Below are 22,871 nucleotides of genomic sequence, written 5' to 3' on the forward strand. Positions count from 1 at the left end.
TACCGGGACTTCTCGCGCAGTCAAGCACGGGTTTGGGTTGGTTTTTCTACCAAGCTGTATCGCTTGCGAGGCATTGAGGATCGAGGCGCAACGAAACGAGGAACAGACTGCACATCTACCGACGGTCTTGTTGCACTGGCACGTGGCCGTGCGGACCCAGATACGAACCGCTCAGCGGGGCTCCATTCATTTCTCGTGATGCCCACTACAACCGGCATCACCAAGGAGGAGTCGAGCTTGCCCGCTGCCGGTCTGACCTGTTCATTGCATCTTCGAACTCACGTCTGGCAAGCAAATAAACAACAACAAAGGGTATCCGAACGGCTGGCGCTACGTCGCGATCACCGCGACGATGACGCCTGGYGGTTTGGTACTGACGTGGTGCGCATCGAAGGGCCGGCCCCGTGCGAACACGGCCCACAGAATGCGTGCGTTCTTGTTGGCCAACGCCACCACGGCCTTCTGCCAGCCGCAGCGCTCGCGCAAGGCCTGCACCCAGCGCGAGATCGGGTCGTCGCGCCTGTGCGCCGTCAGCACTATCGACTTGGCCCCCTGGATCAGCAGCGTGCGCAGGTACGCGTCGCCGCGCTTGGTGATGCGCCCCAGGTTGTTCTTGCCCCCGCTGGAGTTCTGTCGGGGCGTCAGGCCCAGCCAGGCGCCGAACTGTGCACCGTTCTTGAATTGCTTGAAGTCGCCCACGGTTGCCACCACSGCGGAGGCCGTGACCGGTCCCACGCCCAGCAACTGCTCGGCCTGGCGCACCTGCTCGCTGGCCTTGCCGTGCGCGGCAATGCGCTCGTCGCACCAGCGCAGGTGCGCATCGAGTTCCTGCCACTGTGCATACGCTCTGTGCAGCGCCAGCCGGGCAAGGCCGCCGAGTTCATTGCCAGCGTCTTCCATCACATCGGGAAGAACCTGGCGCAGCGCCTCGGGGCTTTGGGCGAACACCAGCCCGAACTCCGCCAGCAGGCCCCGAATGCGGTTGATGCAGGCGGTGCGGTCTGCCTTGACGCCCTCGCGCAGGCGGTGAATGCACAGCATGCTTTGCTGCTCCACGCTCTTGATCGGCACGAAGTGCATGTGCGGGCGCGAGGCGGCCTCGCAGATGGCGGCAGCATCGTTGGCGTCGTTCTTGCCGCTCTTGCCCTGCAGGCGATAGGCCACGACGTGCGCGGCGGCGATGATGCGGGCATCCAGCCCCAGGGCGAGCAGCTTGCGCGCCCAGTAATGCGCACTGGAGCTGGCCTCCATGGCGACCAGGCAGCCCGCGGGCAATTGCGCGCACCAAGCCAGGAATTTAGCGCGCGGCAATGCACGCCCCGTAACGCGCACGCCGGCCGCGTTGACCGCAAAAACCTCAATGACGTGCTTTGCCAGATCGATGCCGACTCGGGTAATCTCGTTCATGGGGCTTCTCCTTCCAAAGGTTTCAGATTGACTTCGCAAATCAATCTTGGCACTCGATGCCGTGACCAGGAAGCGAGAAGTCCCTTCGCATTCATTTCGCTGCGGCCACTAAACAAACAAAGGCAAAGGCACTGAACCAGCCTAAGGGAAACCCCGTCCTGCCCCCCACCGGTGCCCTCGGGATACTCCGGAGTCACACGCCGGAATCTCCGAAGCGGGTCCACTCCAAAGGCACGACACCCATGGCAGGCAAAAACTCGCTCCATCCGATCCCGCATCCCGCCAAGAAGCCCTTCGTCGGCAACCTGCTGTCGATCGGCTCCGACTCCCCCGTGCTCGACATGTGGAAGATCGCGCAGGACCTCGGCGGCATCTACTGGCTCGACATGCCGGGCATGCCGGTGATCGTGGTGTCCTCGCCCGCGCTGGTCGACGAGCTGTGCGAAGAGGCGCGCTTCGACAAGAGCACGCGCGGCGCGCTGCGGCGGCTTCGCGCAGCGTCGCACGGCCTCTTCACCTCCGACACGCACGAGGAAACCTGGTCGAAGCCGCACAACATCCTCTTGGCCAACTTCAGCCAGCGCGCGATGCAGGCCTACCACCCGATGATGCTGGACATCGCGGGCCAGCTGGTCACCAAGTGGGAGCGCCTGAACTTCGACGAAGAGGTGGACGTGGTGCGCGACATGACCGCGCTCACGCTCGACACCATCGGCCTGTGCGGCTTCGGCTACCGCTTCAATTCGTTCTACCGCGAGGGCTTCCATCCTTTTGTCGATGCGATGGTGCGCACGCTGGAGACCGTGCAGAACCGCCGCGGCCTGCCGCTCGAGGAGTTCATGCTCAAGAAGGAGCTCGCGCAGCAGCGCAAGGACATCCGCTTCATGCACAAGATGGTGGAGGACATTATCGAGGAGCGCCGCGCGGGCGGGGCCGACATTGCCACCAAGCCCGACCTGCTGAGCTACATGATCGCGGGCGTCGACAAGAAGAGCGGTGAAAAACTCACCGACAAGATGATCCGCGACGAGTGCATCGAATTCCTCATCGCGGGGCACGAGACCACCAGCGGCCTGCTCTCGTTCGCGATCTACTTCCTGCTGAAGAACCCCGGGGCGCTGGCCAAGGCGCAGGCCGAGGTCGACAACGTGTTCGGTCCCGACACCTCGCAGAAGCCGACCTATGCGCAGGTCAACCGGCTGCAGTACGTGATGCAGGTGCTGAAAGAGGCGCTGCGCCTGTACCCGACCGCCCCCGCCATCGCGATGCGCGCGAAGGAAGACACGACCATCGGCGGCCAGTACACGATCAAGAAGAAGAACATGGTCATCATGCATGCGCTGGCGCTGCATCGCGACAAGGGCATCTGGGGCGAGGACGCCGACGAATTCAACCCCGACCACTTCAGCCGCGAGGCCGAGCGCGAGCGGCCGGTGAATGCCTTCAAGCCCTTCGGCAACGGGCAGCGCGCCTGCATCGGGCGCCAGTTCGCACTGCAGGAAGCGGTGCTCACGCTGGGCATGATCCTGCAGCGCTTCGACCTCGTCGATCACACGGGCTACAAGCTCCGCATCAAGGAGGCGCTCACGATCAAGCCGGAAGGCCTGAAGATCAAGGCGCTGCTGCGCGACCCGGCCACGCGGCCGCGCGGCAACACCGCCGATGCGGCCGCCGCGCCGGTGCAGCCCAGGCAGGCCGCCGCGCGCAAGCCGCAGGCCGCGCGGCACGGCACCTCGCTGCTGGTGCTGCAGGGCTCCAACCTCGGCACGGCCGAAGATCTGGCGCGCCAGTTGGCCGAGGCCGGCGAGCTGCGCGGCTTCTCGACACAGGTGGCCTCGCTCGACGACTACGCCGAGCGGCTGCCCGCCAATGGCGCCGTCGCCATCGTCTGCGCCTCGTACAACGGCGTGGCGCCCGACAACGCGGCCGAGTTCCACCGCTGGCTCGACAAGGCCGACGATTCGCTGAACGGCGTGCGCTTCAGCGTCTTCGGCTGCGGCAACACCGACTGGGCCGCCACCTACCAGGCGGTGCCGCGGCGCATCGACGAGCGGCTGGCGGCGCTCGGCGCCACGCGGGTGCATCCGCGCGGCGAGGGCGATGCGCGCGAGGACATGGACGGCGCCTTCCAGGACTGGAGCGACGCGCTCTGGCCCGAACTGGTGAAGGCCTTCGGCATCCAGTCCGGCGCCGACACGCCCGCCGAAGCCGAGCCGCTTTACACGCTCGAGGAACTGCCGCCGCCGCAGAAGAACGCGCTCGTCGATGCGCTGGGCGCGGTGGCGCTGCGCGTGATCGAGAACCGCGAGTTGCAGAAAGATCCCGGCGGCGCCGGCGAAGCGGGCCGCTCCACGCGCCACGTCGAGCTGATGCTGCCCGAGGGCGTGGACTACCGCGCTGGCGACCACCTGAGCGTGGTGCCGCGCAACAGCCCGGCGCAGGTGGAACGCGCGATGGCGCGCTTCGGATTCGACCGCGCCGCGCATGTGCGGCTGCATGCCGACTCGGGCCGCAAGACCGCGCTGCCGGTCGACCAGGTGATCGCGGTCGACCGGCTGCTCGGCGACTATGTCGAACTGCAGGACGTGGCCACGCGCAAGCAGATCGCCACGCTCGCGGCATACACCGAGTGCCCGGCCACCCGGCCGAAGCTCGCCGCGCTCTCGGGCAGCGACGACGCCTCGCAGGCTGCCTACAAGGCCCAGGTGCTGCACAGGCGCAGGTCGCTGCTCGACCTGCTCGAGGAGCACCGCGCCTGCCAACTGCCGTTCGCGGTGTTCCTAGAAATGCTGTCGCCGCTCTCGCCGCGCTACTACTCGATCTCTTCCTCGCCCACGATGACGCCGGGGCGCTGCAGCGTCACCGTGGGCGTGGTGAGCGCACCGGCGCTGTCGGGCAACGGCACCTTCGAGGGCGTGTGCTCCAACTACCTGGCGCGCGCCGAAGCGGGCGACACGGTGCACGGCGTGATCCGCGAAACCACGGCCGAAGGCTTCCGCCTGCCCGAGGATGCGCAGCGGCCGCTCGTCATGATCGGCCCCGGCACCGGCCTTGCACCGTTCCGCGGCTTCCTGCAGGAACGCGCGGCGCAGGCCGAGCGCGGCCAGGCACTGGGCGAGGCGATGCTGTTCTTCGGCTGCCGCCATCCCGAACAGGATTTCATCTACGCCGAGGAGCTCGAAGCCTGGTCGCACCGCGGCCTGATGAAGCTACACACCGCGTTCTCGCGCGCGGGCGAGCGCAAGGTCTATGTGCAGGACCTGATCCGCGAGCAGGGCGCGGCCGTGTGGAAGCTGCTCGAAGCGGGCGGCGTGATCTACGTGTGCGGCGACGGTTCGCGCATGGAACCCGACGTGCGGCGCACGCTGGCCGACCTGGCGCGGGGGCACGGCCACGACGGCGCGGCGTGGATGGACCAGATGATTGCCGACCAGCGCTATGTGCTGGACGTCTGGGCGGGAGCGTAGCCCCGCCGCAGTTCAGTCAGGCCTTGCGGCTCGGATCGGGATAGACCAGCGGCCCGAGCAGGCCGCGGTTGAAGGGCTTCCACTCGCCCTCCGGCTGCGCCAGCCGGTCGGCCAGCGCATAGAGCACCGCCGGATGCGCGCCCAGCCCCAGGTGGCTCGCCACCACCTCGATGTTTTCCGCCTGCGGCCCCGGCTTCTCGAGGCTGCAGCGCCAGGCGACGACGCCGTCGGTGCGGCTGAAGATCGAGGTCGTGGGCACCGGCGGCGTGGGCTGCACGAACTTCATGCGGCGCGGGTCGTGCGAACTCTGGCCGCTCACGCCCTCGTACACGCGCCATGCATTGGTGGCGCGCGGGCTGCCGGAGAACGGGCTGCCCAGGGTGATGACGTTGCGCACCAGCGCCGGCTGCGCCGATGCCAGCAGCCGCGCATAGACGCCGCCCAGGCTCCAGCCGATCACGCTGACCTTCTGGCCGCTCTTTTCAGCGAGCGATTTCAAGAGCGCGAGCATGCCGTCTTCCACGCCTTCGCGCGGGCCGAAGTTGCGGCCCTGGCCCCAGCCGTGCGCGTCGTAGCCGCGGCTGCACAGGTAGCGGCGCAGCACCAGCGTGGAGCCGTCGCCCGCCACGAGGCCGGGCAGCACGAGCACCGGATGCCCGTCGCCGCGCGGCGCGAGCTGCAGCAGCGGCCACATCGCGATGCCGGCGCCCGTTTCCCAGAGCGCGCGCGCCTCGGCCAGCAGCAGCAGGCCGGACGGCGGCGCGATGGGGTCTCGGGTGGCGGTGGTCATGAGGGCGGCTTTCCTTTCTGTTCTTTGTTCTGTGGGACGAGCATGGCGAACCAAAGTTTCACCGCCCCGTCGGACAACAGCGATCTTTATCCGAGGTATTTGCCCCGCAGGTAATCAAGGTAAGCCCTCGATTCGCTGGAAACATACGGGGAAATCAGGGTGAGCGTGTAGAAGGCCGCCAATCCCGGGTCGGCCTGCGCGAGCGCGTCGCGCCCCGGCACCAGGCGTTCGAACGAAAGCCAGCAGGTGGTGGTGAAGACCATCTGCAGGGCGAGGATGCGGGCCTGCTCGGCGCTGGTCTCGATCACGCCCGAGGCCACCAGCCCTTCGCACAGCGCCTGGGCCGCCAGCAGGTTCTGCGCGGTAAGCGCTTGCGCGCGCTGGCCGAGCGCGGGGTATTCGCCGGCCAGGAAGGCCATGTCGCGGTAGATGAAGCGGTACTGGTCGATGGCCTCGAAGCGCAGGTGCAGCGCGAGCCAGAGGTCGTCGATGGCGGTGATCGAACCCGCGGAGCCGTCGAGCACTTCGAGCCGCTGCTCGAAGCGCCGGAACAGCCACTCAACGATCAGCTGCTTGGCCTTGAAGTGGTAGTGCAGGTTGCCCGGGCTGATGCCGAGCTCGGCCGCGATCTTGTGCGTGGACACCGCCGCCAGGCCTTGCGCATTGAACAGCGCGAGGCTGGCCTGCAGGATGCGGTCGCGCGTGGTGTTGGAACTGGCCACAACCGGCTGATGCTGCTGCGTGCGTCGGTGCTTCGCTGGGCTGGCGCTCAGCGCTTGCCGCTGCCGCGCGGGCCGGCGTTCCTGGGCTCGAGTTGCGCGAGGCGTTCGCGCAGCCGAATGACTTCTTCGCGCAGCGCCTGCACTTCTTCCGCGCTGGGCATGCCCAGGCGCTGCAGCGCGGTGGCCACGCGCTGGTCGAACACGTCTTCGAACTTGCGCAGGCCGAAGCTGTCGAGGCCCGGAAAGCCGCGGGGAACCGCGGCCTTGGCACCCGCCGCCGGATCGAACCTGGCCTGGCCGATGCCCAGCAGCCCCTCGATCACGTTGGCCTGGCGCTTGGCGACGTCGTCGCGCACATTGCCGAGCACCTTGAGGCCGGCGCGCAGCAGGCCCTCGGCACCGACGGCCTTCTTGCCCGGCCCGGTGTCCGATGCGGCAGCAGCCGCCTTCTTCTTAGGTGCCGCGGCCTTCTTCCCGGCTGCGGGCATCTTCCGGGCCGCAGGCGCCTTCCTGGCGGGCTTCGCAGGCGCCGCCGCCCTCTTCTTCCTGGAATCGTCCGTCGGATCGGGGCGGGTCGCCATGCGTTGTTGCTCCAGGGTCAGGCCGCCTTGCGGGCGGCGGTGCGGCGAACCGGCTTCTTGGCAGCGGCGGCCTTGGCCTTCACGCTGCGCACGGGCTTGGCTTCTTCGGTGCCGCTCACGCGCACTTCGATCTGCTTGGCACCGGCAGCCACCTTGTCGGCGATCTGCACCGACACGTTGGCAATCGGCTGGTTCAGCGCATTCAGCGTCTTGACCACCGAGCTGACGACCGGCGATTCGACGCGCGCCACGCGGCCGGCCACGGTTTCGATGCCGCTCGTGGTGCCCGCGGCGACGCGGTCCATCACCGAGACGATGCGGCCGGTGTCGATGTCCAGGCGGTTGGCCAGGAAGCCGTTGATCTTTTCCTGCGCGCCGATCAGGTTGGCCTTGACCTGCTCGCTCACCAGCGGAATCTGGCGGCTGCCGAGGAATTCGCTGTAGCGCGAAGCAGCGCCGCCGAGCAGGCGATGAACGCCGGCGCGGTAGGCGCCCACCAGGGTCTTGCCGGCGTCGTTGTACTGGCCGATGACGTGGATGGCGGCGGAAGAGAAGGAGGCTTGCGTGGTGGTCATGTGGATTTCCTGGAAGTTGATCGGTCGCTGGATTCGCGATGAAGTGATCTTCTTCCAGAGTGCCTAGGCCTGGAAAGCTAGAACGGTCGGAAAACTAGTCCAACTGCCCCAATTTTCCGGCCCTCGTGCCTGGCGATCATGCCGCAGTGGCCACCCTGGCGCGTTTGGCGGGCGCCGCGGGCTTGCGCGGCGCGGCCTTGGGTGCGGCCGCCTTGGCCGGTGTTTTCTTCGCGGCGGTCTTGGCGGCCGGCGCCTTGGCCGCGGCGGCTTTGGCTGCCGGCGGCTTCTTCGCTGCAGCCTTTTTTGCAACCGGCCTCGGCGCCGCCTTCACGGCGGGTGCCGGCTCGGGAGCCGCCGCTGTCTTCGCGGGCGCCGCGCCCGCCGCTGCCGGGTGCGTCTGCGTCAGGCCCAGCAGCAGCTGGTGCTCGGCCAGCATGTAGTCGCCGATCTCGGTGATGTCGGGCACCGCGCGGCGGCAGGCGATGAGGCCGTAGTCCATGCGTCCGTTGTAGCTCTGCACCGTGACATTGAGGGCCGTGCCGTGGCTCGCGATCGACACCGGGTAGTAGCTGGTGACCAGCGCGCCCGCAAAGTACATCGGGAACGGCGCGCCCGCCACGTTGGAGATGGCCACGTTGGCGGCCGGCGGCAGCAGGTTCACGAGGCCCGAGCGGCCCACCATCGAGGCGATGCCCGACACCAGCCAGGGCGCGGCAAAGGTCGGGAAGTCGTCGAGGATCACCGCCTTGAAGCGGTTCATGGTCGACTTCGAGCTGGTCGACGACGCATTGATCGCCTTCAGCCGCTGCACCGGGTCGGTGATGTCGGTGGCCAGGCTCACGAGGATCATGCTGGCCTGGTTGTTGGCCGTGTCGTCGCCCGCTTCGCGCAGGCTCACGGGCACGCCGGCCACCAGCGGCTTGGCGGGCAGCTCGTTGTTGTCGGCCAGGTAGTGGCGCAGCGCGCCGGCCACGGTGGCCATCACCACGTCGTTGAGCGACACGCCGAAGTGCCTGGCGATGTGCTTGGTCTCGGCCAGCGAGATGGTGCGGCCGGCAAAGGTGCGCTGGTTGGTGATCGACACGTTCAGCGAGGTGCGCGGCGCAAACAGGTTGAACTTCTTGGGCGCGGTGGCGGCGTCCTTCTCGGCCGCCTTCTCGTCGGGCTTGGCGAGGCCGCCGAGCGCGCGCGCGATGGCCGGCGCCATCTTGAACAGCTTGACGTACTGCTGCGCCGTGTTGCGCAGCGCCGCGGTCGCAAGCTCGGCCATGCCCAGCTGGTAGCCGCTGCTGCGCGCGCGGGCGCGCGGCGGCTTGACCACGCGGCCCGTGGGCTCGAGGTCGAAGATGGCTTTGCCGAGCGCCACGCCGGCCTGGCCGTCGATGCCCGCATGGTGCACCTTGGTGTAGAGCGCCACCTGGCCGCTCTTCAGGCCGTCGATGATGAAGAACTCCCACATCGGGCGGCTGCGGTCGAGCAAGGTGGAATGCAGCCGCGCCACGTACTGCTGCAGCTGGCGGTTGGTGCCGGGCCTGGGCAGCGTGATGTGGCGCACGTGGTAGTCGAGGTCGATGTCCTCGTCGGCCACCCACACCGGGTTGGTCATGTCGAAGGGCATCAGTGCGAGCTTGCGCGTGAACACGTCGGCCAGGTGGATGCGGCTGGCCATGAACTGCTTGGCATCCTCGTAGAAATCGCCCTTGTAGCCCTTGGGCAGGTCGAGCACGTTGAGCGAGCCCACGTGCATCGGCATCTCGGGGGTTTCCAGGTGCAGGAAGGTGGCATCAAGACCGCTCAGGTGTTTCATGTGTCGTGTCTCCTTGTGTGCGCAGGCGCCGTCCGGCAGGATACCCGTGGGAGCCCCGCGCATCGAGGCCAAACGGCCGATCGCGGGTTTGTCACTAGGCCGGCGCGCGGTGCGCTATGAATTCAGTAGCTTCGGCCGACCCTGACGGCAGGCATGCCTTTCTTCACGGCGGATTCGTACACTGCGCCCATGACATCCACCGCTTCCACGCAGACCGACGAGCACCAGTGGCTCGAAGACATCGACGGCGCCGAACAGCTCGAATGGGCGCGCCAGCACAACGCGAAGACCGTGCAGCGCTACGCGCTGTCGCCCGCCTTCGAGCGGATGGAGCAGGGCATCCTCGAAGTGCTCGACTCCGAGGCCCGCATTCCGATGGTGCGCAAGATCGGTCCGCTCTTCTACAACTTCTGGCGCGACAAGAAGAACCCCAAGGGCCTGTGGCGGCGCACCACGCTGGCCGAATACCGCAAGCCCCAGCCCGACTGGGAAACCGTGCTCGACCTCGACGCGCTGGCCGAGGCCGACAAGGAAAACTGGGTCTGGCACGGTGCCGATTGCCTGCAGCCCGGCTACAAGCGCTGCCTCGTCTCGCTCTCGCGCGGCGGCGCCGATGCGAACGTGGTGCGCGAGTTCGACCTCGAGCTCAAGCAGTTCGTCGCGAGCGGCTTCACGCTGCCCGAAGCCAAGAGCAACGTGGCGTGGAAAGACATCGACCACCTCTACGTGGCCACCGACTTCGGCCCCGGCTCGATGACCAGTTCGAGCTACCCGCGCATCGTCAAGGAATGGAAGCGCGGCACGCCGCTTGAGAGCGCGGCCACGGTCTACGAGGGCGGCGAGGACGACATGACGGTCAGCGCCTGGCGCGACAACACGCCGGGCTTCGAGCGCGACTTCGTCTCGCGCCAGATGGACTTCTACGACAGCGAGACCTGGCTGCGCACGGGCGACGGCCGCCTGGTGAAGATCGACGTGCCCGACGACGCCAGCACCGAGGTCACGCGCGAGTGGATGCTGGTCGAGCCGCGCAGCCCCTGGACCGTGGGCGGCACCACCTACAAGCCGGGCTCGCTGCTGGCAATGCGCTTCGACGACTACATGGCCGGCCGGCGCGAGATCACCGTGCTGTTCGAGCCCGACGACACGACCGCGCTCGACGACTATTCGTGGACCCGCCACCACCTGATCCTCAACGTGATGCACGACGTGGTGAACCGGCTCGAAGTGCTCACGCCGCAGGCCGACTCCAGGGCATGGAAGCGCGAGAGCCTGGGCGGCGCGCCCGAGCTCTCGACCATCGCGGCCGGTGGTGTCGACGAGGACGAGAACGACGACTACTTCCTGACCGTGAGCGGCTTCCTGCAGCCGACCACGCTCTACATCGGCACCATCGGCCGGGGCGAGCCCGAGCCGCTGAAGGACAGCCCCGCCTTCTTCGATGCCTCCGGCTATCGCGTGAGCCAGCATTTCGCCACCTCGAAGGACGGCACGCGCGTGCCCTACTTCGAGATCGCGCCCAGGAACCTGCAGGCCGACGGCAGGAACCCCACGCTGCAGTACGCCTACGGCGGCTTCGAGATCTCGCTGCAGCCCAGCTACAGCGGCGCCATCGGCCGCGCATGGCTCGAGCGGGGCGGCGTCTACGTGGTGGCCAACATCCGCGGCGGCGGCGAGTACGGGCCGCGCTGGCACCAGGCCGCGCTGCAGCGCGACCGCCTGCGCACCTGCGAGGACTTCGCCGCGGTTTCGGAGCACCTCGTCGCGCGCAACATCACCTCGCCGCGACACCTGGGTGCCATGGGCGGCAGCAACGGCGGGCTGCTGATGGGCAACATGCTCACGCTGTATCCCACGCTCTACGGCGCCATCGTGAGCGAGGTGGCGCTGCTCGACATGAAGCGCTACACGCATCTGTCGGCCGGCGCCTCGTGGATTGCCGAATACGGCGACCCGGACGATCCGGAAGAATGGGCCTGGATCCAGGCCTTCTCGCCCTACGAGAACGCGAAGCCCGGCCAGCCCTATCCGCCGGCGCTCTTCACCACATCGACGCGCGACGACCGCGTGGGCCCGGTGCATGCGCGCAAGATGCATGCGAAGCTGGCCGCCATGGGCTACGACTCCAGCTTCTACGAGAACATCGAAGGCGGCCACAGCGCGGCCACCGACAACAAGGAGGCCGCCTTCATGGACGCCCTGGGCTACGCCTACCTGTGGGAGCACATCGGACGGACATCCGCATGAGCAACGACAACGGCACCACCCTCGAACTGATCGGCGCGCCCACCGACGTCGGTGCCAGCGTGCGCGGCGCCGGCATGGGCCCCGATGCGCTGCGCGTGGCCGGGCTGCCGGAGGCGCTCGCGCGGCAGGGCTTCACGGTGATCGACCGCGGCAACCTCGCGGGCCCCGCCACGCCGTGGACCGCGCCGGCCAACGGCCTGCGCCACCTCGACGAGGTGATTGCCTGGAACCGCTCCGTCTACGCCGCCGTCGACACCGCCCTGGGCACCGGCCACGTGCCGCTCATGATGGGCGGCGACCACTGCCTGGCCATCGGCTCGATCAGCGCCGTGGCCTGGCATGTGCGCAAGCGCGGCAAGAAGCTGCGCGTGCTGTGGCTCGATGCGCATTCCGACGTCAACACCGAAACCACCAGCCCGAGCGGCAACCTGCACGGCATGCCCGTGTCCTGCCTGCTGGGCCACGGGCCCGCGGCGCTCACCGGCTGGAGCGGCGAGCGCGCGGCGCTGGAGCACGATGCCATCCGCTTCATCGGCATCCGCAGCGTCGACACCGACGAGAAGGACGCCATCCGCACGCTCGGCCTGCATGTGTTCGACATGCGCCACATCGACGAGCATGGCATGCGCACCACCATGACCGAGGCGCTGCAGGACGTGGACGAGGACACCCACCTGCACGTGAGCTTCGACCTCGACTGCCTCGACCCGAACATCGCGCCCGGCGTGGGCACCGGCGTGCGCGGCGGCCCGACCTACCGCGAGATGCAGCTGTGCATGGAAATGGTCGCCGACACCCGCCGCCTCGGCTCGGTCGACGTGGTGGAGCTGAACCCCGCGCTCGACGTGCGCAACCAGACCGCCGAAGTGGCGGTGGAGCTGATCGAGAGCCTGTTCGGAAAGTCGACGCTGGTGCGCTGAGCGGCTTCAGCCTGCGGACGCCGCGGATGCCGCTGCCGCCACGCAGCGCTGCATGCGCTGCAGGTCTTCGAGCAGCAGGCACACCGGCGCCGCCAGCAGCAGCAAGGCGGACGAGGCGCCCGGCGACTCATGCCGGCGTGCGAGCTGCGCAAGCTTGGCAAGATCGGGCGTGCCCCGGCCATCGAGCGCATCGGCCATGGCGGCGAGCGCGGCGGCCGCGGCCCGGGCTGTGTCCTGCCACGCGGCACCGCCAGCCGGTGTACGGCGCAGCATGCGTTCGAGCACGGTGGCGTCCTGGAAGATGCGCGCCGCGAGCCGCGCCTTGCTGCGGCAGGACTGCGCCGCCGGCACGGCAGCGCCGCGGCGCCACCAGCGGGCTTCCAGGTCGGCACTGCCCGCGAGCAGCGCCAGCCGGGCGAGCGCCGCGCGCGCGGCGGCATTGGCGCGTTCGGCCTCGGACTCGGCAGGCAGCCCGGCAGCGCCGCCCGGGCCGAGTGCGGCCAGCGTGGCCAGGCGCTTCGCCATGCCGCGCAGCAACGCGGCACAACCCGCATCGAAGCGCGGACCCGCGCGGTACTCCGACGCGACGAGCGCCACCGCCAGCGCCACGCCCACCCCGATGCCGATCTGCAGCATGCGCAGCAGCGCCACGTCGAGCGCCGAGTGGCCGGGGATGGCGCCGGCCGAAAGAATGAGCAGCGCGGCCACGGGCGCGCTGCGAAAACCCGGCAGCGCGGCGCCGGCAAAGGCCAGCAGCATCACGGTGGCCAGCGTGGTCGCGAGCATCGGCGCGCCCAGGTGCTGCAGGTAGACCCCTGCGAGTCCGCAGAGCGCGCCGGCGGCCGTGCCGCGCAGTCGCTCCCAGCCCGCGCCGAGCGTGCCGCCGGCGCTCGGCCGCATGACGATCAGCACGCTCATCACGGCCCAGAAGCTTTCGGGCAGCCGCATCGCCACGGCCACCAGCCATGCCAGCGCCACCGCGGCCGCCAACTGCGCGCCCGCGCGCCAGCGGCCCTCGCGCCAGAAGCCGCCGATGCGCTGCAGGGCCGGTGCCATCGGCGTCATCGCGGCCGCGCCGCGCCCGTCGAGGGCTCGCCGCCCTCTTCGAGCGCACCGGCAATGCGGTCGAGCAGCCCGCAGGCCTGCAGCAGCAGCGCGCGCTGTTCGGCGCCCAGCGTGGCGCCGATGGCGCGGGCCAGGGCGGCCTCGCGCGAGCGCATCAGCGCCTTGAGCCGGCGCAGGCCCTCGGGCGTGAGCGACAGCAGCCACTGGCGCCCGTCGGTGGCATGCGGCGCGCGGCCGATCCAGCCTTCGGCTTCCAGTTCGGCCAGCAGCCGGGTCAGCGACTGGAGCTTGACGCGTTCATGCGCCGCGAGCGCGGTGGGCGTGCACGGCCCGTGCCGGTGCAGCTGGCCCAGCACGCTGAGCTTGGCCACGCTCGGGCCGTCGGGGGCGGCCGGGCCGCTGCGCAGCTGGCGCGAGAACTGCGACACCGCGGTGCGCAGGCGCGCGGCGCACTGCAGCGCGTCGGCGGAGTCGAGGTTGGAAGCCATGCCAGATTGTAAGACGCATCTTGCTATCTGGCGAGACGGCCGCGGGCCGTTCAGCCCGGGTTCGGCACCGGCTTCACGGGAAAGGTGAGGGCTGGCGCCGCGGGCGCCGGTGGCGCAGAGGGCCGCGGCGCTTCGGGCGCCACGCTCGGAACTTCAGGTTCTTCGCCGCCCTGGCCTTCGAGAAAGCGATCGAGCAGCGCGAAGAAGCGGTCGTAGAACAGCTCGTCGGTGAGCGTTTCGCTCGCCACCTTGACCATCGCGTCGTCGCTGCCGGCAAAGGGCAGCGAGAGCGAGCCGAAGGCGCCCACCCCCACGCTCGCCGAGTTGTTGACCTTCTTGATGCCGTAGCGGTCCTGCAGCGCGGTCGCGAAGGCCACGGTGCTCCGCTTGCCGGCCTTGCCGCCCTCGCGCGCGCACACCACGCGGAACTCGACCTCCACATGCACCTCGGACGCCGGCTGGAAGCTCTTGCGCCCGGTCACCAGGTCGGGGTTGGCCGCGCTGATCATGTAGCCCTGGCTCAGCAGGGCGCGGCGCGCAGCTTCGCAGGTCTGGGCTTCCGTGGCGGTGTAGGTGCGCGTGTGGGTGGTGGTGGAATCGAACTCCTCGGTCTCGTACGACACGCGGCGCGGGCTGCCCGCGCAGCCGGCGAGCACCAGCATGGACAGCAGGACCAGTACCGGCGCGCGAAGAAGGACGGAAAAGGCGGAAGAAGAAGGGGGAGGCAGGGTCATGGAGCGGCGAATCCTAACCGGCGTGTCCGCCGGCGAAGCTTCGAGCATGCCCGGGCGCCGGTGTTCCCCGGCGCCGCAAATTTTCAGGACCAGCGCAGCACGTGATGCGCACGCGCGCGCGTCGCGGCAATCAGGCGTGCGTTGGGCGCATCGGTGCCGGCCACCCAGTCGCGCGCGGCCTCGGCGCTGCGGCCGAACTGCTGGTGGCGCTTCAGCAAACGCTCTTCGCGCACCGCATCGTCGATGTCGACGTACCAGACCTCGTCGAGCATCGCCGCCGCACCGGCCCAGGGGCCGGCGTCGTGCAGCAGGTAGTTGCCCTCGGTGATGACCAATTGCGTCGAAGGCAGCACCGCGATGGCGCCGGCGATCGGCTCCTCGATCTCGCGGCGGAATTCGGGGGCGTAGACGATGGGGTCGTCCGGCCCCTGCGTGCGAAGCCGCTGCAGCAGCGCCACATAGCCGGCGCTGTCGAAGGTGTCCGGGGCGCCCTTGCGGCCGGCGCGGCCGAGCCGTTGCAGCTCGACATTGGCCAGATGAAAACCGTCCATCGGCACGATCTGCGCGCGCTCGGCGCCCACGGCCTGCAGCAGCGCGAGCGCGAGCGTGGACTTGCCCGCTCCGGGTGCGCCGACCAGGCCCAGCAGCTTGCGCCGCCCGCCGGCCATCAGGGCCTGCAGGCGGGCGAGAGCGTCTTCGGGAATGGACGGAAGTTGTTGCTCGGGAGGGGTACTCATCCCCCGAGCGTACAACCTTGGCTTCAGCGGATCAGGGGTACAAGCCCCGTTCCTGGCGTGCCATGAGAATGCGTTCGCAAGCCACCGCATACGTGGCCGTGCGCAGCGAGATCTTGTGCTTGTCGGCCGTGTCCCAGATGTGGTTGAGCGCGTTCATCATGATGCGGTCGAGGCGCACGTTGATCTCGTCCTCGTCCCAGAAGAAGGACGAGAAGTCCTGCACCCATTCGAAGTACGAGACCGTCACGCCGCCGGCGTTGCAGATCACGTCGGGCACCACCAGCACGCCGCGCTCGGCAAGGATGTCGTCGGCCGTCGGCACCGTCGGGCCGTTGGCGCCTTCGAGCACCAGCTTGGCGGTGGTCTTGTGCGCGCGCTCGGCGGTGATCTGGCCTTCGAGTGCGGCCGGGATCAGGATGTCGCAGGCCACGTTCCAGAAGTCTTCGTTCGGCACGATGTCGCCGCCGGCACTGAAGCCGACCACGCCGTCGGTGCGCGAAATGGGCACCAGCTTCGTGAGGTCGAGGCCGTTCGGGTTGACGATGGTGCCGGTGTGGTCCTGCACCGCGACGATCTTGGCGCCCGCTTCCGCAAAGAGCTCGGCCGCGACCGAACCCACGTTGCCGAAGCCCTGCACCGCGATGCGCGCGCCGCGCAGGTCCAGCCCCAGGCGGCGCGCCGCTTCGCGGCCGGTGACGAACACGCCGCGGCCGGTGGCCTTGACGCGGCCCAGCGAGCCGCCCAGGTGCAGCGGCTTGCCCGTGACCACGCCGGTGGCGGTGCCGCCGACGTTCATCGAGTAGGTGTCCATCATCCACGCCATGATCTGCGCGTTGGTGTTGACGTCGGGCGCGGGAATGTCGGTGTGCGGGCCGATGATGATGCCGATCTCGCTGGTGTAGCGGCGCGTGACCTTCTCCAGCTCCTGCAGCGAGAGCTTCTTCGGGTCGACGCGGATGCCGCCCTTGGCGCCGCCGTACGGCAGGTTGACGGCGGCGGTCTTGATGGTCATCCAGGCCGACAGCGCCATCACTTCTTCCAGCGTGACGTCAGGGTGGAAGCGCACGCCGCCCTTGCCCGGGCCGCGGCTCATGTTGTGCTGCACGCGGTAGCCCTCGAAGTGGGCGATGGTGCCGTCGTCCATCTCGATCGGCACGTCCACGATCAGCGCGCGCTTGGGGCGCTTGAGCGTCTCGACCCAGCGGGCCAGCGGGCCGAGGTAGGGCACCACGCGGTCGACCTGCGAAAGGTAGGTGCCCCAGGGGCTGTTGGCGGTCGGATTGACGAAGGAGAGCTTTTCACTCATGGGAGATCCCTTGGTTGGAATGGATGGCCGCAACGATAGACCTCTCGCGCCCGCCGCGCCATGTCTTATGCGCGCCGCGATGGCGGTTATGCAAGAGAGGTTTGGCCGAACATGACAAAACGGTCATCGCCGGGTCATCGGCGCCCGAGCTGCGGTTCCTAGAGTGGGGGCTGCCAACCACTGATCGAAAGGACCGATTCCATGACCCGCTCTTGCACCCGCCTCCTGGCCACGGCCGCCGTCTCGTCGCTGCTGGGCCTGGCCGCCGCACCGAGCCTTGCCGGCAACTATGCGGAGGGCGATCCGCGGCCCGTGCCGTTCGCCTCCTCCACCACGCGCGCCGCCGTCTCGGCCGACGCGCGGCAGTGGCTCGCTACCGCGCCCACGCAAGGCTATGCCGAAGGCTCGCCGCAGCCCGAGCCGCGGGTGTCGGCGAACAGCCGCGCGGCCGTGGCGGCGGACACGCGGCTGTGGATCCGCTCGGGCCTGGCCGCGCGGCAGAACGGCGAAGCGGGCGCCGATCCGTCGAGCCCCGCCTACCGGCAGGCGGCCGCCGAATATGCGCGGCTGCGCACCAGCCCGGCCTACGGCGCGCTGATCGACCAGTTCAACAGCCGGTCATCGTCCGCACGCGCCGAAGAAGACGGCAATCCCTTGCGCTGAAGACGAACGGCGGCCTCAGGCCACCGCGCTCAGCAGCGCCGCGTTGCCGCCGGCCGCCGTGGTGTTGACCGTGACCGTCTGCTCGGCACAGAAGCGGTAAAGGTAGTGCGGCCCGCCGGCCTTGGGGCCGGTGCCGCTCAGCCCCTCGCCGCCGAAGGGCTGCACGCCGACCACCGCGCCGATGATGTTGCGGTTGACGTAGATGTTGCCCACCTGCGCCCGCGCCGCGAGCGCCTGCGCGCGCGAGTCGATGCGGGTCTGGATGCCGAGCGTGAGGCCGTAGCCGAGCGCGTTGATGCGATCGATCACCTCGGCGGGATCGCGCAGCGCGCCCGAGCCCCAGCGCGCGATCTGCAGCACCGGCCCGAAGATCTCGCTGGTCACGCTGTCGATCGAGGGCACCTCGTAGGCCTGCGGCGCGATCAGGTTGCCCTCGGTTGAAGAAGAGGCAGCCGGCGCGAGCAGGCGCTTGGCTTCCGAATCCAGCCGCTTCAGGTGGCGCCGGATGTTGTCGGCCGCCTCGGCGTCGATCACCGGTCCCACATCGGTCGCGAGCAGCGCCGGGTCGCCCGCGGCCAGTTCGCCGGCCGCGCCGCGGATCATCTCGATCACCGCGTCGGCGATGCCCTCGTGCAGCACCAGCAGGCGCAAGGCCGAGCAGCGCTGGCCGGCCGAACGGAACGCGCTCTGCACCACGGCGTCGACCACCTGCTCGGGCAGCGCGCTCGAATCGACCAGCATCGCGTTGATGCCGCCGGTCTCGGCGATCAGCGGCACGATCGGGCCGTCCTTGGCGGCGAGCGCGCGGTGGATGATGCGCGCCACCTGGGTCGAACCGGTGAACACCACGCCCGCCACGCCCGGCGCCGCCACCAGCGCCGCGCCCACGGTTTCGCCGGGCCCGTGCAGCAGCTGCAGCGCATCGGCCGGCACGCCCGCGGCGTGCAGCAGCTTCACGGCTTCGAGCGCGATGGCCGGCGTCTGCTCGGCCGGCTTGGCGAGCACCGTGTTGCCGGTGGCAAGCGCGGCCGCCACCTGGCCCGCGAAGATCGCGAGCGGAAAATTCCACGGGCTGATGCACACCCAGGGGCCGCGCGCCGTGAGCCGCAGTTCGTTGCTCTCGCCCGTCGGGCCGGGCAGCGCCACGGGCTGCATGATGCGTTCGGCCTCGTCGGCGTAGTAGCGCAGGAAGTCGACAGCCTCGCGCACTTCGGCCACCGCGTCGCCCCAGGTCTTGAAGGCCTCCTTGACCAGCAGCGCGCAGAAGCGCGGCAGCTCGCGCTGCAGCGCGTCGGCGGCCTGGCGCAGCATGGCGGCGCGCGCCTCGACCGGCACCTTGCGCCAGCTGCGGAAAGCGGCGGCGCTGGCGGCCACGGCCTTGGGCGCGCTGGCGGCATCGAACAGTTCGACATGGGGCACCGCGGTGGTCTCCAGCGCCGCGAGCAAGGGCGCGCGCATCGGCTCGACGGCAAGGTCGACGCCTTCGCTGTTGCGCCGCGCCGGCGGCGGGCCGTAGAGCGCGGGCGGCAGCGGCAAGGCGGGGTTCGCCTCCTCGAGCCAGAGCGGCGACATCAGCAGCTCGCCGATGTCGACCTGCTCGTCGCCGAGCTGGTTCACGAAGGACGAGTTGGCGCCGTTTTCCAAGAGCCGCCGCACGAGGTAGGCGAGCAGGTCCTTGTGCTGGCCCACCGGGGCGTACACGCGCACCGGCGCGTCGGTGCTCTTCATCACTTCGCGGTAGACGCCCTCGCCCATGCCATGCAGGCGCTGCAGCTCGAAGGGCGCGCCGGCCACCTCGGCCATCTGCAGGATGGCCGCGATGGTGCCCGCGTTGTGGGTGGCGAACTGCGGATAGACCGCATCGGGCGCAGACAGCAGCGCACGCGCGCAGGCCAGGTAGCTCACGTCGCTGTGGTGCTTGTGCGTGAAGACCGGGTAGTGCGGCAGGCCGAGCTCCTGGGCCCGCTTGATCTCGGCGTCCCAGTAGGCGCCCTTCACGAGGCGGCACATCAGCCGCAGCTTGTGCCGGCGCGCCACCGCCGTGACGTGCGCAATCAGTTCGAGCGCGCGCGTCTGGTAGGCCTGCAGCGCCAGGCCGAAGCCGCGCCATTGCGGCCGTTCGGCGGCCACGCGCGCGGCCAGCGCCTCGAACACGTCGAGCGACAGCTCGAGCCGGTCGACCTCTTCGGCATCGATGGTGAGGTTGAGGCCGGCATCGGCCGCCAGTTCGCACAGCTGCCACACGCGCGGCACCAGCTCGCGCATCACGCGCTCGCGCTGCGCGTCCTCGTAGCGCGGATGCAGTGCGCTGAGCTTGATGGAGATGCCGTCGTTGTGCTCGGGCCCGCGCGCCGCATCGGCACCGGCCGCAATGGCGCCGATGGCTTGCGTGTAGCTCTCGAGGTAGCGCAGCGCATCGGCATCGGTGCGCGCGCCCTCGCCGAGCATGTCGTAGCTGAAGCGCAGCGCGCCCTGCCGGCGATGCGCCGAGCGGGCCTCGTCCATGGCCTCGGCGATGGTCTGTCCGAGCACGAACTGGCGCCCCAGCAATTGCACCGCGCGCAGCGTGGCGGCCACCACCGTGCGGGAGCCGAGCTTGGCCATGAGGCCGGGCGGATGGTCGCCTTCGGGCAGGAATTTCTTCGACATCGCGATGGCGGCGGACGACAGCCGCGACAGCGTGGAATCGGCCGTGCCCTCGAAATCAGCCCGGCCCAATTGGTCGGCCGTGAGCGCGATGGCCGTGGCGGCGTCGGGCACGCGAAGCAGCGCCTCGGCCAGGCGCATCAGCGCAAGGCCCTCGGCGCTGGAGATCGGGTACTCGCGCAGCAGGCTTTCCATGGCCCAGAACGGCGGCGGGTGTCGGCGCACCGCCTCCACCCAGGGCGTGGCGGCGGCGGCCGCGGCGCGCCAGTCGAGCGCGCCTTCGAGCGAGGCGAGCCGGTGCGAGACGACATCGGCTTCAGGGCGGTAAGGGATGGGCAGGTGCATGGCAGTTCCTTGGTTCTATCCCCTATGGTCTTTGGATATAGACCGAATCTTTTGCCAAAAAATACGGGGCCGGCCGGATAATTCACCAATGCTCGACCTGGATCTGGATCGCATCGACCTTCGGCTGCTGAAGATTCTTCAGGAAGACGGCCGCATCACCAACCTCAAGCTGGCCGAGTTGGTGGCGCTCTCGCCCACCGCCGTGCTGGCGCGGGTGCAGCGGCTCACGCGCGAGGGTTTCATCCAGGGCTACGAGGCGCGGCTCGATCCGCACAAGCTCGGGCGCGGGCTCACGGTGTTCGTCGAGATCCTGCTCGACCGCACCACGCCCAACGTGTTCGAGCAGTTCAAGGCCGCGGTGCAGGTGCGCGACGAGATCATGGAATGCCACATGGTTGCGGGCGGCTTCGACTATCTGCTCAAGACCCGCATGGCCGACATGGCGGCCTACCGCGAATTCGCGGGCACGGTGCTGTGGCAACTGCCGGGCGTGCGGGAGACGCGGACCTACGCGGTGATGGAAGAAATCAAGAGCAGCGCGCGGCTGCCGCTGGCCGTCTAGCGCCCGTCAGGCGGCCTTGGGCCGGCCGCCGAAGATCGCCGTGCCGATGCGCACCATCGTGCTGCCGGCGCTGACCGCCGCTTCGAGGTCGGCGCTCATGCCGAGCGAGAGGGTGTCGAGTTCGATGCCAGCAGCGCGGATCGCGTCGTACACGGCGCGCGCGCGCAGGCACAGTTCGCGCTGCGCGGCGAAATCCGGCGCCGGTTCGGGAATGGCCATGAGCCCCCGCAGCCGCAAATGTGGCAATGCCGCCACAGCACGCGCGAGCGGCAGCGCCTCTTCGGGCGGCACGCCGGACTTGTTGGCGCCGCCGTCCACATTGACCTGCAGGCACACCTGGAGCGGCGGCAGATGCGCCGGCCGCTGCGCCGAAAGGCGCTCGGCGATCTTGAGCCGGTCGATGCCGTGCACCCAGTCGAAATGCTCGGCCACGGGCCGCGTCTTGTTGCTCTGCAGAGGGCCGATGCAGTGCCATTCGAGTTCTGCGCGCAGGTCCGACAGCGCGGCGATCTTGTCCAGCCCCTCCTGCACATAGTTCTCGCCGAAGGCCCGCTGGCCCGCCGCATGGGCCTCGCGCACGGCCTCGGGCCCGAAGGTCTTGGACACCGCCAGCAGCCGGACTTCGGCCGGGTTGCGCCCATGTTCGGCGCAGGCCTTTGCGATCCGGTTCTTTACTTGCTGGAGGTCGTCGCCAATCATCGTCATAATCTTCCAAAATCGTATCAAAACGTCACCGAACTCGAGCCGAGGACCCCCGTGGACATTACCCAGCTGCTGGCATTCAGCGTCAAGAACAAAGCCTCCGACCTGCACTTGTCGGCCGGCCTGCCGCCGATGATCCGCGTCCACGGCGACGTGCGGCGCATCAACGTCGATGCGCTCGACCACAAGTCGGTGCACGCCATGGTGTACGACATCATGAGCGACACGCACCGCAAGCACTATGAAGAATTCCTGGAGGTCGACTTCTCGTTCGAGATCGACGGCCTCGCGCGCTTCCGCGTGAATGCCTTCAACCAGGCGCGCGGCGCGGCGGCGGTGTTCCGGACCATTCCCTCGAAGATCCTCACGCTGGAGCAGCTCAACGCGCCCAAGATTTTCGCGGAACTGGCGCTCAAGCCGCGCGGGCTGGTGCTGGTGACCGGGCCCACCGGCTCGGGCAAGTCGACCACCTTGGCCGCGATGGTCAACTACCTGAACGAAAACGAGTATGGCCACATCCTCACGGTGGAAGACCCGATCGAATTCGTGCACGAATCCAAGAAGTGCCTGATCAACCAGCGCGAGGTCGGGCCGATGACGCTGTCGTTCTCCAACGCGCTGCGCTCGGCGCTGCGCGAAGACCCGGACGCCATCCTGGTGGGCGAGCTGCGCGACCTGGAAACCATTCGCCTGGCCATGACCGCGGCCGAAACGGGCCACCTGGTGTTCGGCACGCTGCACACCTCGTCGGCCGCCAAGACCATCGACCGGATCATCGACGTGTTCCCGGGCGAGGAAAAGGAAATGATCCGCGCCATGCTGTCCGAATCCTTGCAGGCCGTGATCTCGCAGACGCTGTGCAAGACCAAGGACGGCCAGGGCCGCGTGGCGGCGCACGAGATCATGCTGGGCACGCCGGCGATCCGCAACCTGATCCGCGAGGCCAAGGTGGCGCAGATGTATTCGGCCATCCAGACCGGCCAGGGCGCGGGCATGCAGACGCTGGACCAGAACCTGACCGACCTCGTGCGCCGCAATGCCATTTCGGCGGCGGAAGCGCGCGGCAAGGCCAAGATCCCCGAGAATTTCCCAGGCTGATCCCAGCCC

At 69.0% G+C, this 22,871-nt stretch carries 19 protein-coding genes; 6 read left to right on the forward strand and 13 right to left on the reverse strand.

Translation table 11 applies throughout. The annotated features are described in order from the left end of the window. Window positions 1-330 precede the first annotated feature (330 nt). Entirely contained in the window at window positions 331-1,407 is a 1,077-nt protein-coding gene (locus AC1DSC_RS26855) for an IS110 family RNA-guided transposase (RefSeq protein WP_027730205.1), read from the reverse strand. Between the two features lie 242 nt (window positions 1,408-1,649). Between AC1DSC_RS26855 and AC1DSC_RS26860 the strand changes: the two genes are divergently transcribed. Continuing rightward, complete coding sequence (locus AC1DSC_RS26860) at window positions 1,650-4,874, forward strand: bifunctional cytochrome P450/NADPH--P450 reductase (protein ID WP_436288104.1); 3,225 nt, start codon at window positions 1,650-1,652, stop codon at window positions 4,872-4,874. Between the two features lie 16 nt (window positions 4,875-4,890). Here the strand turns inward: AC1DSC_RS26860 and AC1DSC_RS26865 are convergent, their stop codons facing one another. The 5 genes from AC1DSC_RS26865 to AC1DSC_RS26885 form a co-directional block, all read right to left on the reverse strand. Continuing rightward, the gene (locus AC1DSC_RS26865; RefSeq protein WP_015867558.1) at window positions 4,891-5,664 is read right to left on the reverse strand and encodes an esterase/lipase family protein; all 774 of its coding nucleotides are present in this window, start codon (window positions 5,662-5,664) and stop codon (window positions 4,891-4,893) included. A gap of 86 nt (window positions 5,665-5,750) precedes the next feature. After that, complete coding sequence (locus AC1DSC_RS26870; protein WP_015867559.1) at window positions 5,751-6,386, reverse strand: TetR/AcrR family transcriptional regulator; 636 nt, start codon at window positions 6,384-6,386, stop codon at window positions 5,751-5,753. 47 nt (window positions 6,387-6,433) lie between these two features. After that, the gene (locus AC1DSC_RS26875; RefSeq protein WP_015867560.1) at window positions 6,434-6,967 is read right to left on the reverse strand and encodes a phasin family protein; all 534 of its coding nucleotides are present in this window, start codon (window positions 6,965-6,967) and stop codon (window positions 6,434-6,436) included. Between the two features lie 17 nt (window positions 6,968-6,984). After that, window positions 6,985-7,542, reverse strand: a complete 558-nt coding sequence (locus AC1DSC_RS26880) for a hypothetical protein (RefSeq protein WP_015867561.1) — start codon at window positions 7,540-7,542, stop codon at window positions 6,985-6,987. A gap of 136 nt (window positions 7,543-7,678) precedes the next feature. Next, entirely contained in the window at window positions 7,679-9,349 is a 1,671-nt protein-coding gene (locus tag AC1DSC_RS26885) for a WS/DGAT/MGAT family O-acyltransferase (RefSeq protein WP_436288105.1), read from the reverse strand. Between the two features lie 153 nt (window positions 9,350-9,502). On the opposite strand from AC1DSC_RS26885, the gene AC1DSC_RS26890 reads away from it, so the two are divergent. Together AC1DSC_RS26890 and rocF are read left to right on the forward strand one after the other, a co-directional pair. Beyond that, complete coding sequence (locus AC1DSC_RS26890; protein WP_436288106.1) at window positions 9,503-11,596, forward strand: prolyl oligopeptidase family serine peptidase; 2,094 nt, start codon at window positions 9,503-9,505, stop codon at window positions 11,594-11,596. Then, window positions 11,593-12,516, forward strand: a complete 924-nt coding sequence (gene rocF, locus AC1DSC_RS26895; protein ID WP_307595576.1) for an arginase — start codon at window positions 11,593-11,595, stop codon at window positions 12,514-12,516. The genes AC1DSC_RS26890 and rocF overlap by 4 nt, the downstream gene beginning before the upstream one ends. Window positions 12,517-12,522: 6 nt before the next feature. Here the strand turns inward: rocF and AC1DSC_RS26900 are convergent, their stop codons facing one another. The 5 genes from AC1DSC_RS26900 to AC1DSC_RS26920 form a co-directional block, all read right to left on the reverse strand. Beyond that, window positions 12,523-13,581 carry an FUSC family protein gene (locus AC1DSC_RS26900; protein ID WP_436288107.1) on the reverse strand — a complete coding sequence of 353 codons (1,059 nt, stop codon included), beginning with the start codon at window positions 13,579-13,581 and terminating at the stop codon, window positions 12,523-12,525. Next, complete coding sequence (locus AC1DSC_RS26905; protein WP_278880306.1) at window positions 13,578-14,069, reverse strand: MarR family winged helix-turn-helix transcriptional regulator; 492 nt, start codon at window positions 14,067-14,069, stop codon at window positions 13,578-13,580. Before AC1DSC_RS26905 ends, AC1DSC_RS26900 begins: the two co-directional genes overlap by 4 nt. Before the next feature lie 50 nt (window positions 14,070-14,119). After that, the gene (locus tag AC1DSC_RS26910; protein WP_436288108.1) at window positions 14,120-14,803 is read right to left on the reverse strand and encodes a DUF2242 domain-containing protein; all 684 of its coding nucleotides are present in this window, start codon (window positions 14,801-14,803) and stop codon (window positions 14,120-14,122) included. An 83-nt stretch (window positions 14,804-14,886) separates the two neighbouring features. Then, the gene (locus AC1DSC_RS26915) at window positions 14,887-15,540 is read right to left on the reverse strand and encodes a nucleoside/nucleotide kinase family protein (RefSeq protein WP_436288109.1); all 654 of its coding nucleotides are present in this window, start codon (window positions 15,538-15,540) and stop codon (window positions 14,887-14,889) included. A 31-nt stretch (window positions 15,541-15,571) separates the two neighbouring features. Beyond that, window positions 15,572-16,846 carry a Glu/Leu/Phe/Val family dehydrogenase gene (locus tag AC1DSC_RS26920; RefSeq protein WP_436288110.1) on the reverse strand — a complete coding sequence of 425 codons (1,275 nt, stop codon included), beginning with the start codon at window positions 16,844-16,846 and terminating at the stop codon, window positions 15,572-15,574. A gap of 201 nt (window positions 16,847-17,047) precedes the next feature. Here AC1DSC_RS26920 and AC1DSC_RS26925 point away from each other — a divergent pair, with 201 nt between their 5' ends. After that, the gene (locus AC1DSC_RS26925; protein ID WP_307595571.1) at window positions 17,048-17,509 is read left to right on the forward strand and encodes a hypothetical protein; all 462 of its coding nucleotides are present in this window, start codon (window positions 17,048-17,050) and stop codon (window positions 17,507-17,509) included. Between the two features lie 15 nt (window positions 17,510-17,524). Here AC1DSC_RS26925 and AC1DSC_RS26930 read toward each other — a convergent pair whose 3' ends face one another. Further along, entirely contained in the window at window positions 17,525-20,500 is a 2,976-nt protein-coding gene (locus AC1DSC_RS26930; protein WP_436288111.1) for an L-glutamate gamma-semialdehyde dehydrogenase, read from the reverse strand. 88 nt (window positions 20,501-20,588) lie between these two features. On the opposite strand from AC1DSC_RS26930, the gene AC1DSC_RS26935 reads away from it, so the two are divergent. Beyond that, the gene (locus AC1DSC_RS26935; protein WP_018906595.1) at window positions 20,589-21,062 is read left to right on the forward strand and encodes an Lrp/AsnC ligand binding domain-containing protein; all 474 of its coding nucleotides are present in this window, start codon (window positions 20,589-20,591) and stop codon (window positions 21,060-21,062) included. 6 nt (window positions 21,063-21,068) lie between these two features. On the opposite strand, the gene AC1DSC_RS26940 is transcribed toward AC1DSC_RS26935, so the two are convergent. After that, the gene (locus AC1DSC_RS26940; RefSeq protein ID WP_436288112.1) at window positions 21,069-21,767 is read right to left on the reverse strand and encodes a YggS family pyridoxal phosphate-dependent enzyme; all 699 of its coding nucleotides are present in this window, start codon (window positions 21,765-21,767) and stop codon (window positions 21,069-21,071) included. 51 nt (window positions 21,768-21,818) lie between these two features. Here AC1DSC_RS26940 and AC1DSC_RS26945 point away from each other — a divergent pair, with 51 nt between their 5' ends. Further along, the gene (locus tag AC1DSC_RS26945) at window positions 21,819-22,862 is read left to right on the forward strand and encodes a type IV pilus twitching motility protein PilT (protein ID WP_015867574.1); all 1,044 of its coding nucleotides are present in this window, start codon (window positions 21,819-21,821) and stop codon (window positions 22,860-22,862) included. Window positions 22,863-22,871: the final 9 nt, after the last annotated feature.

This window comes from Variovorax sp. 01N425 (assembly GCF_056399465.1).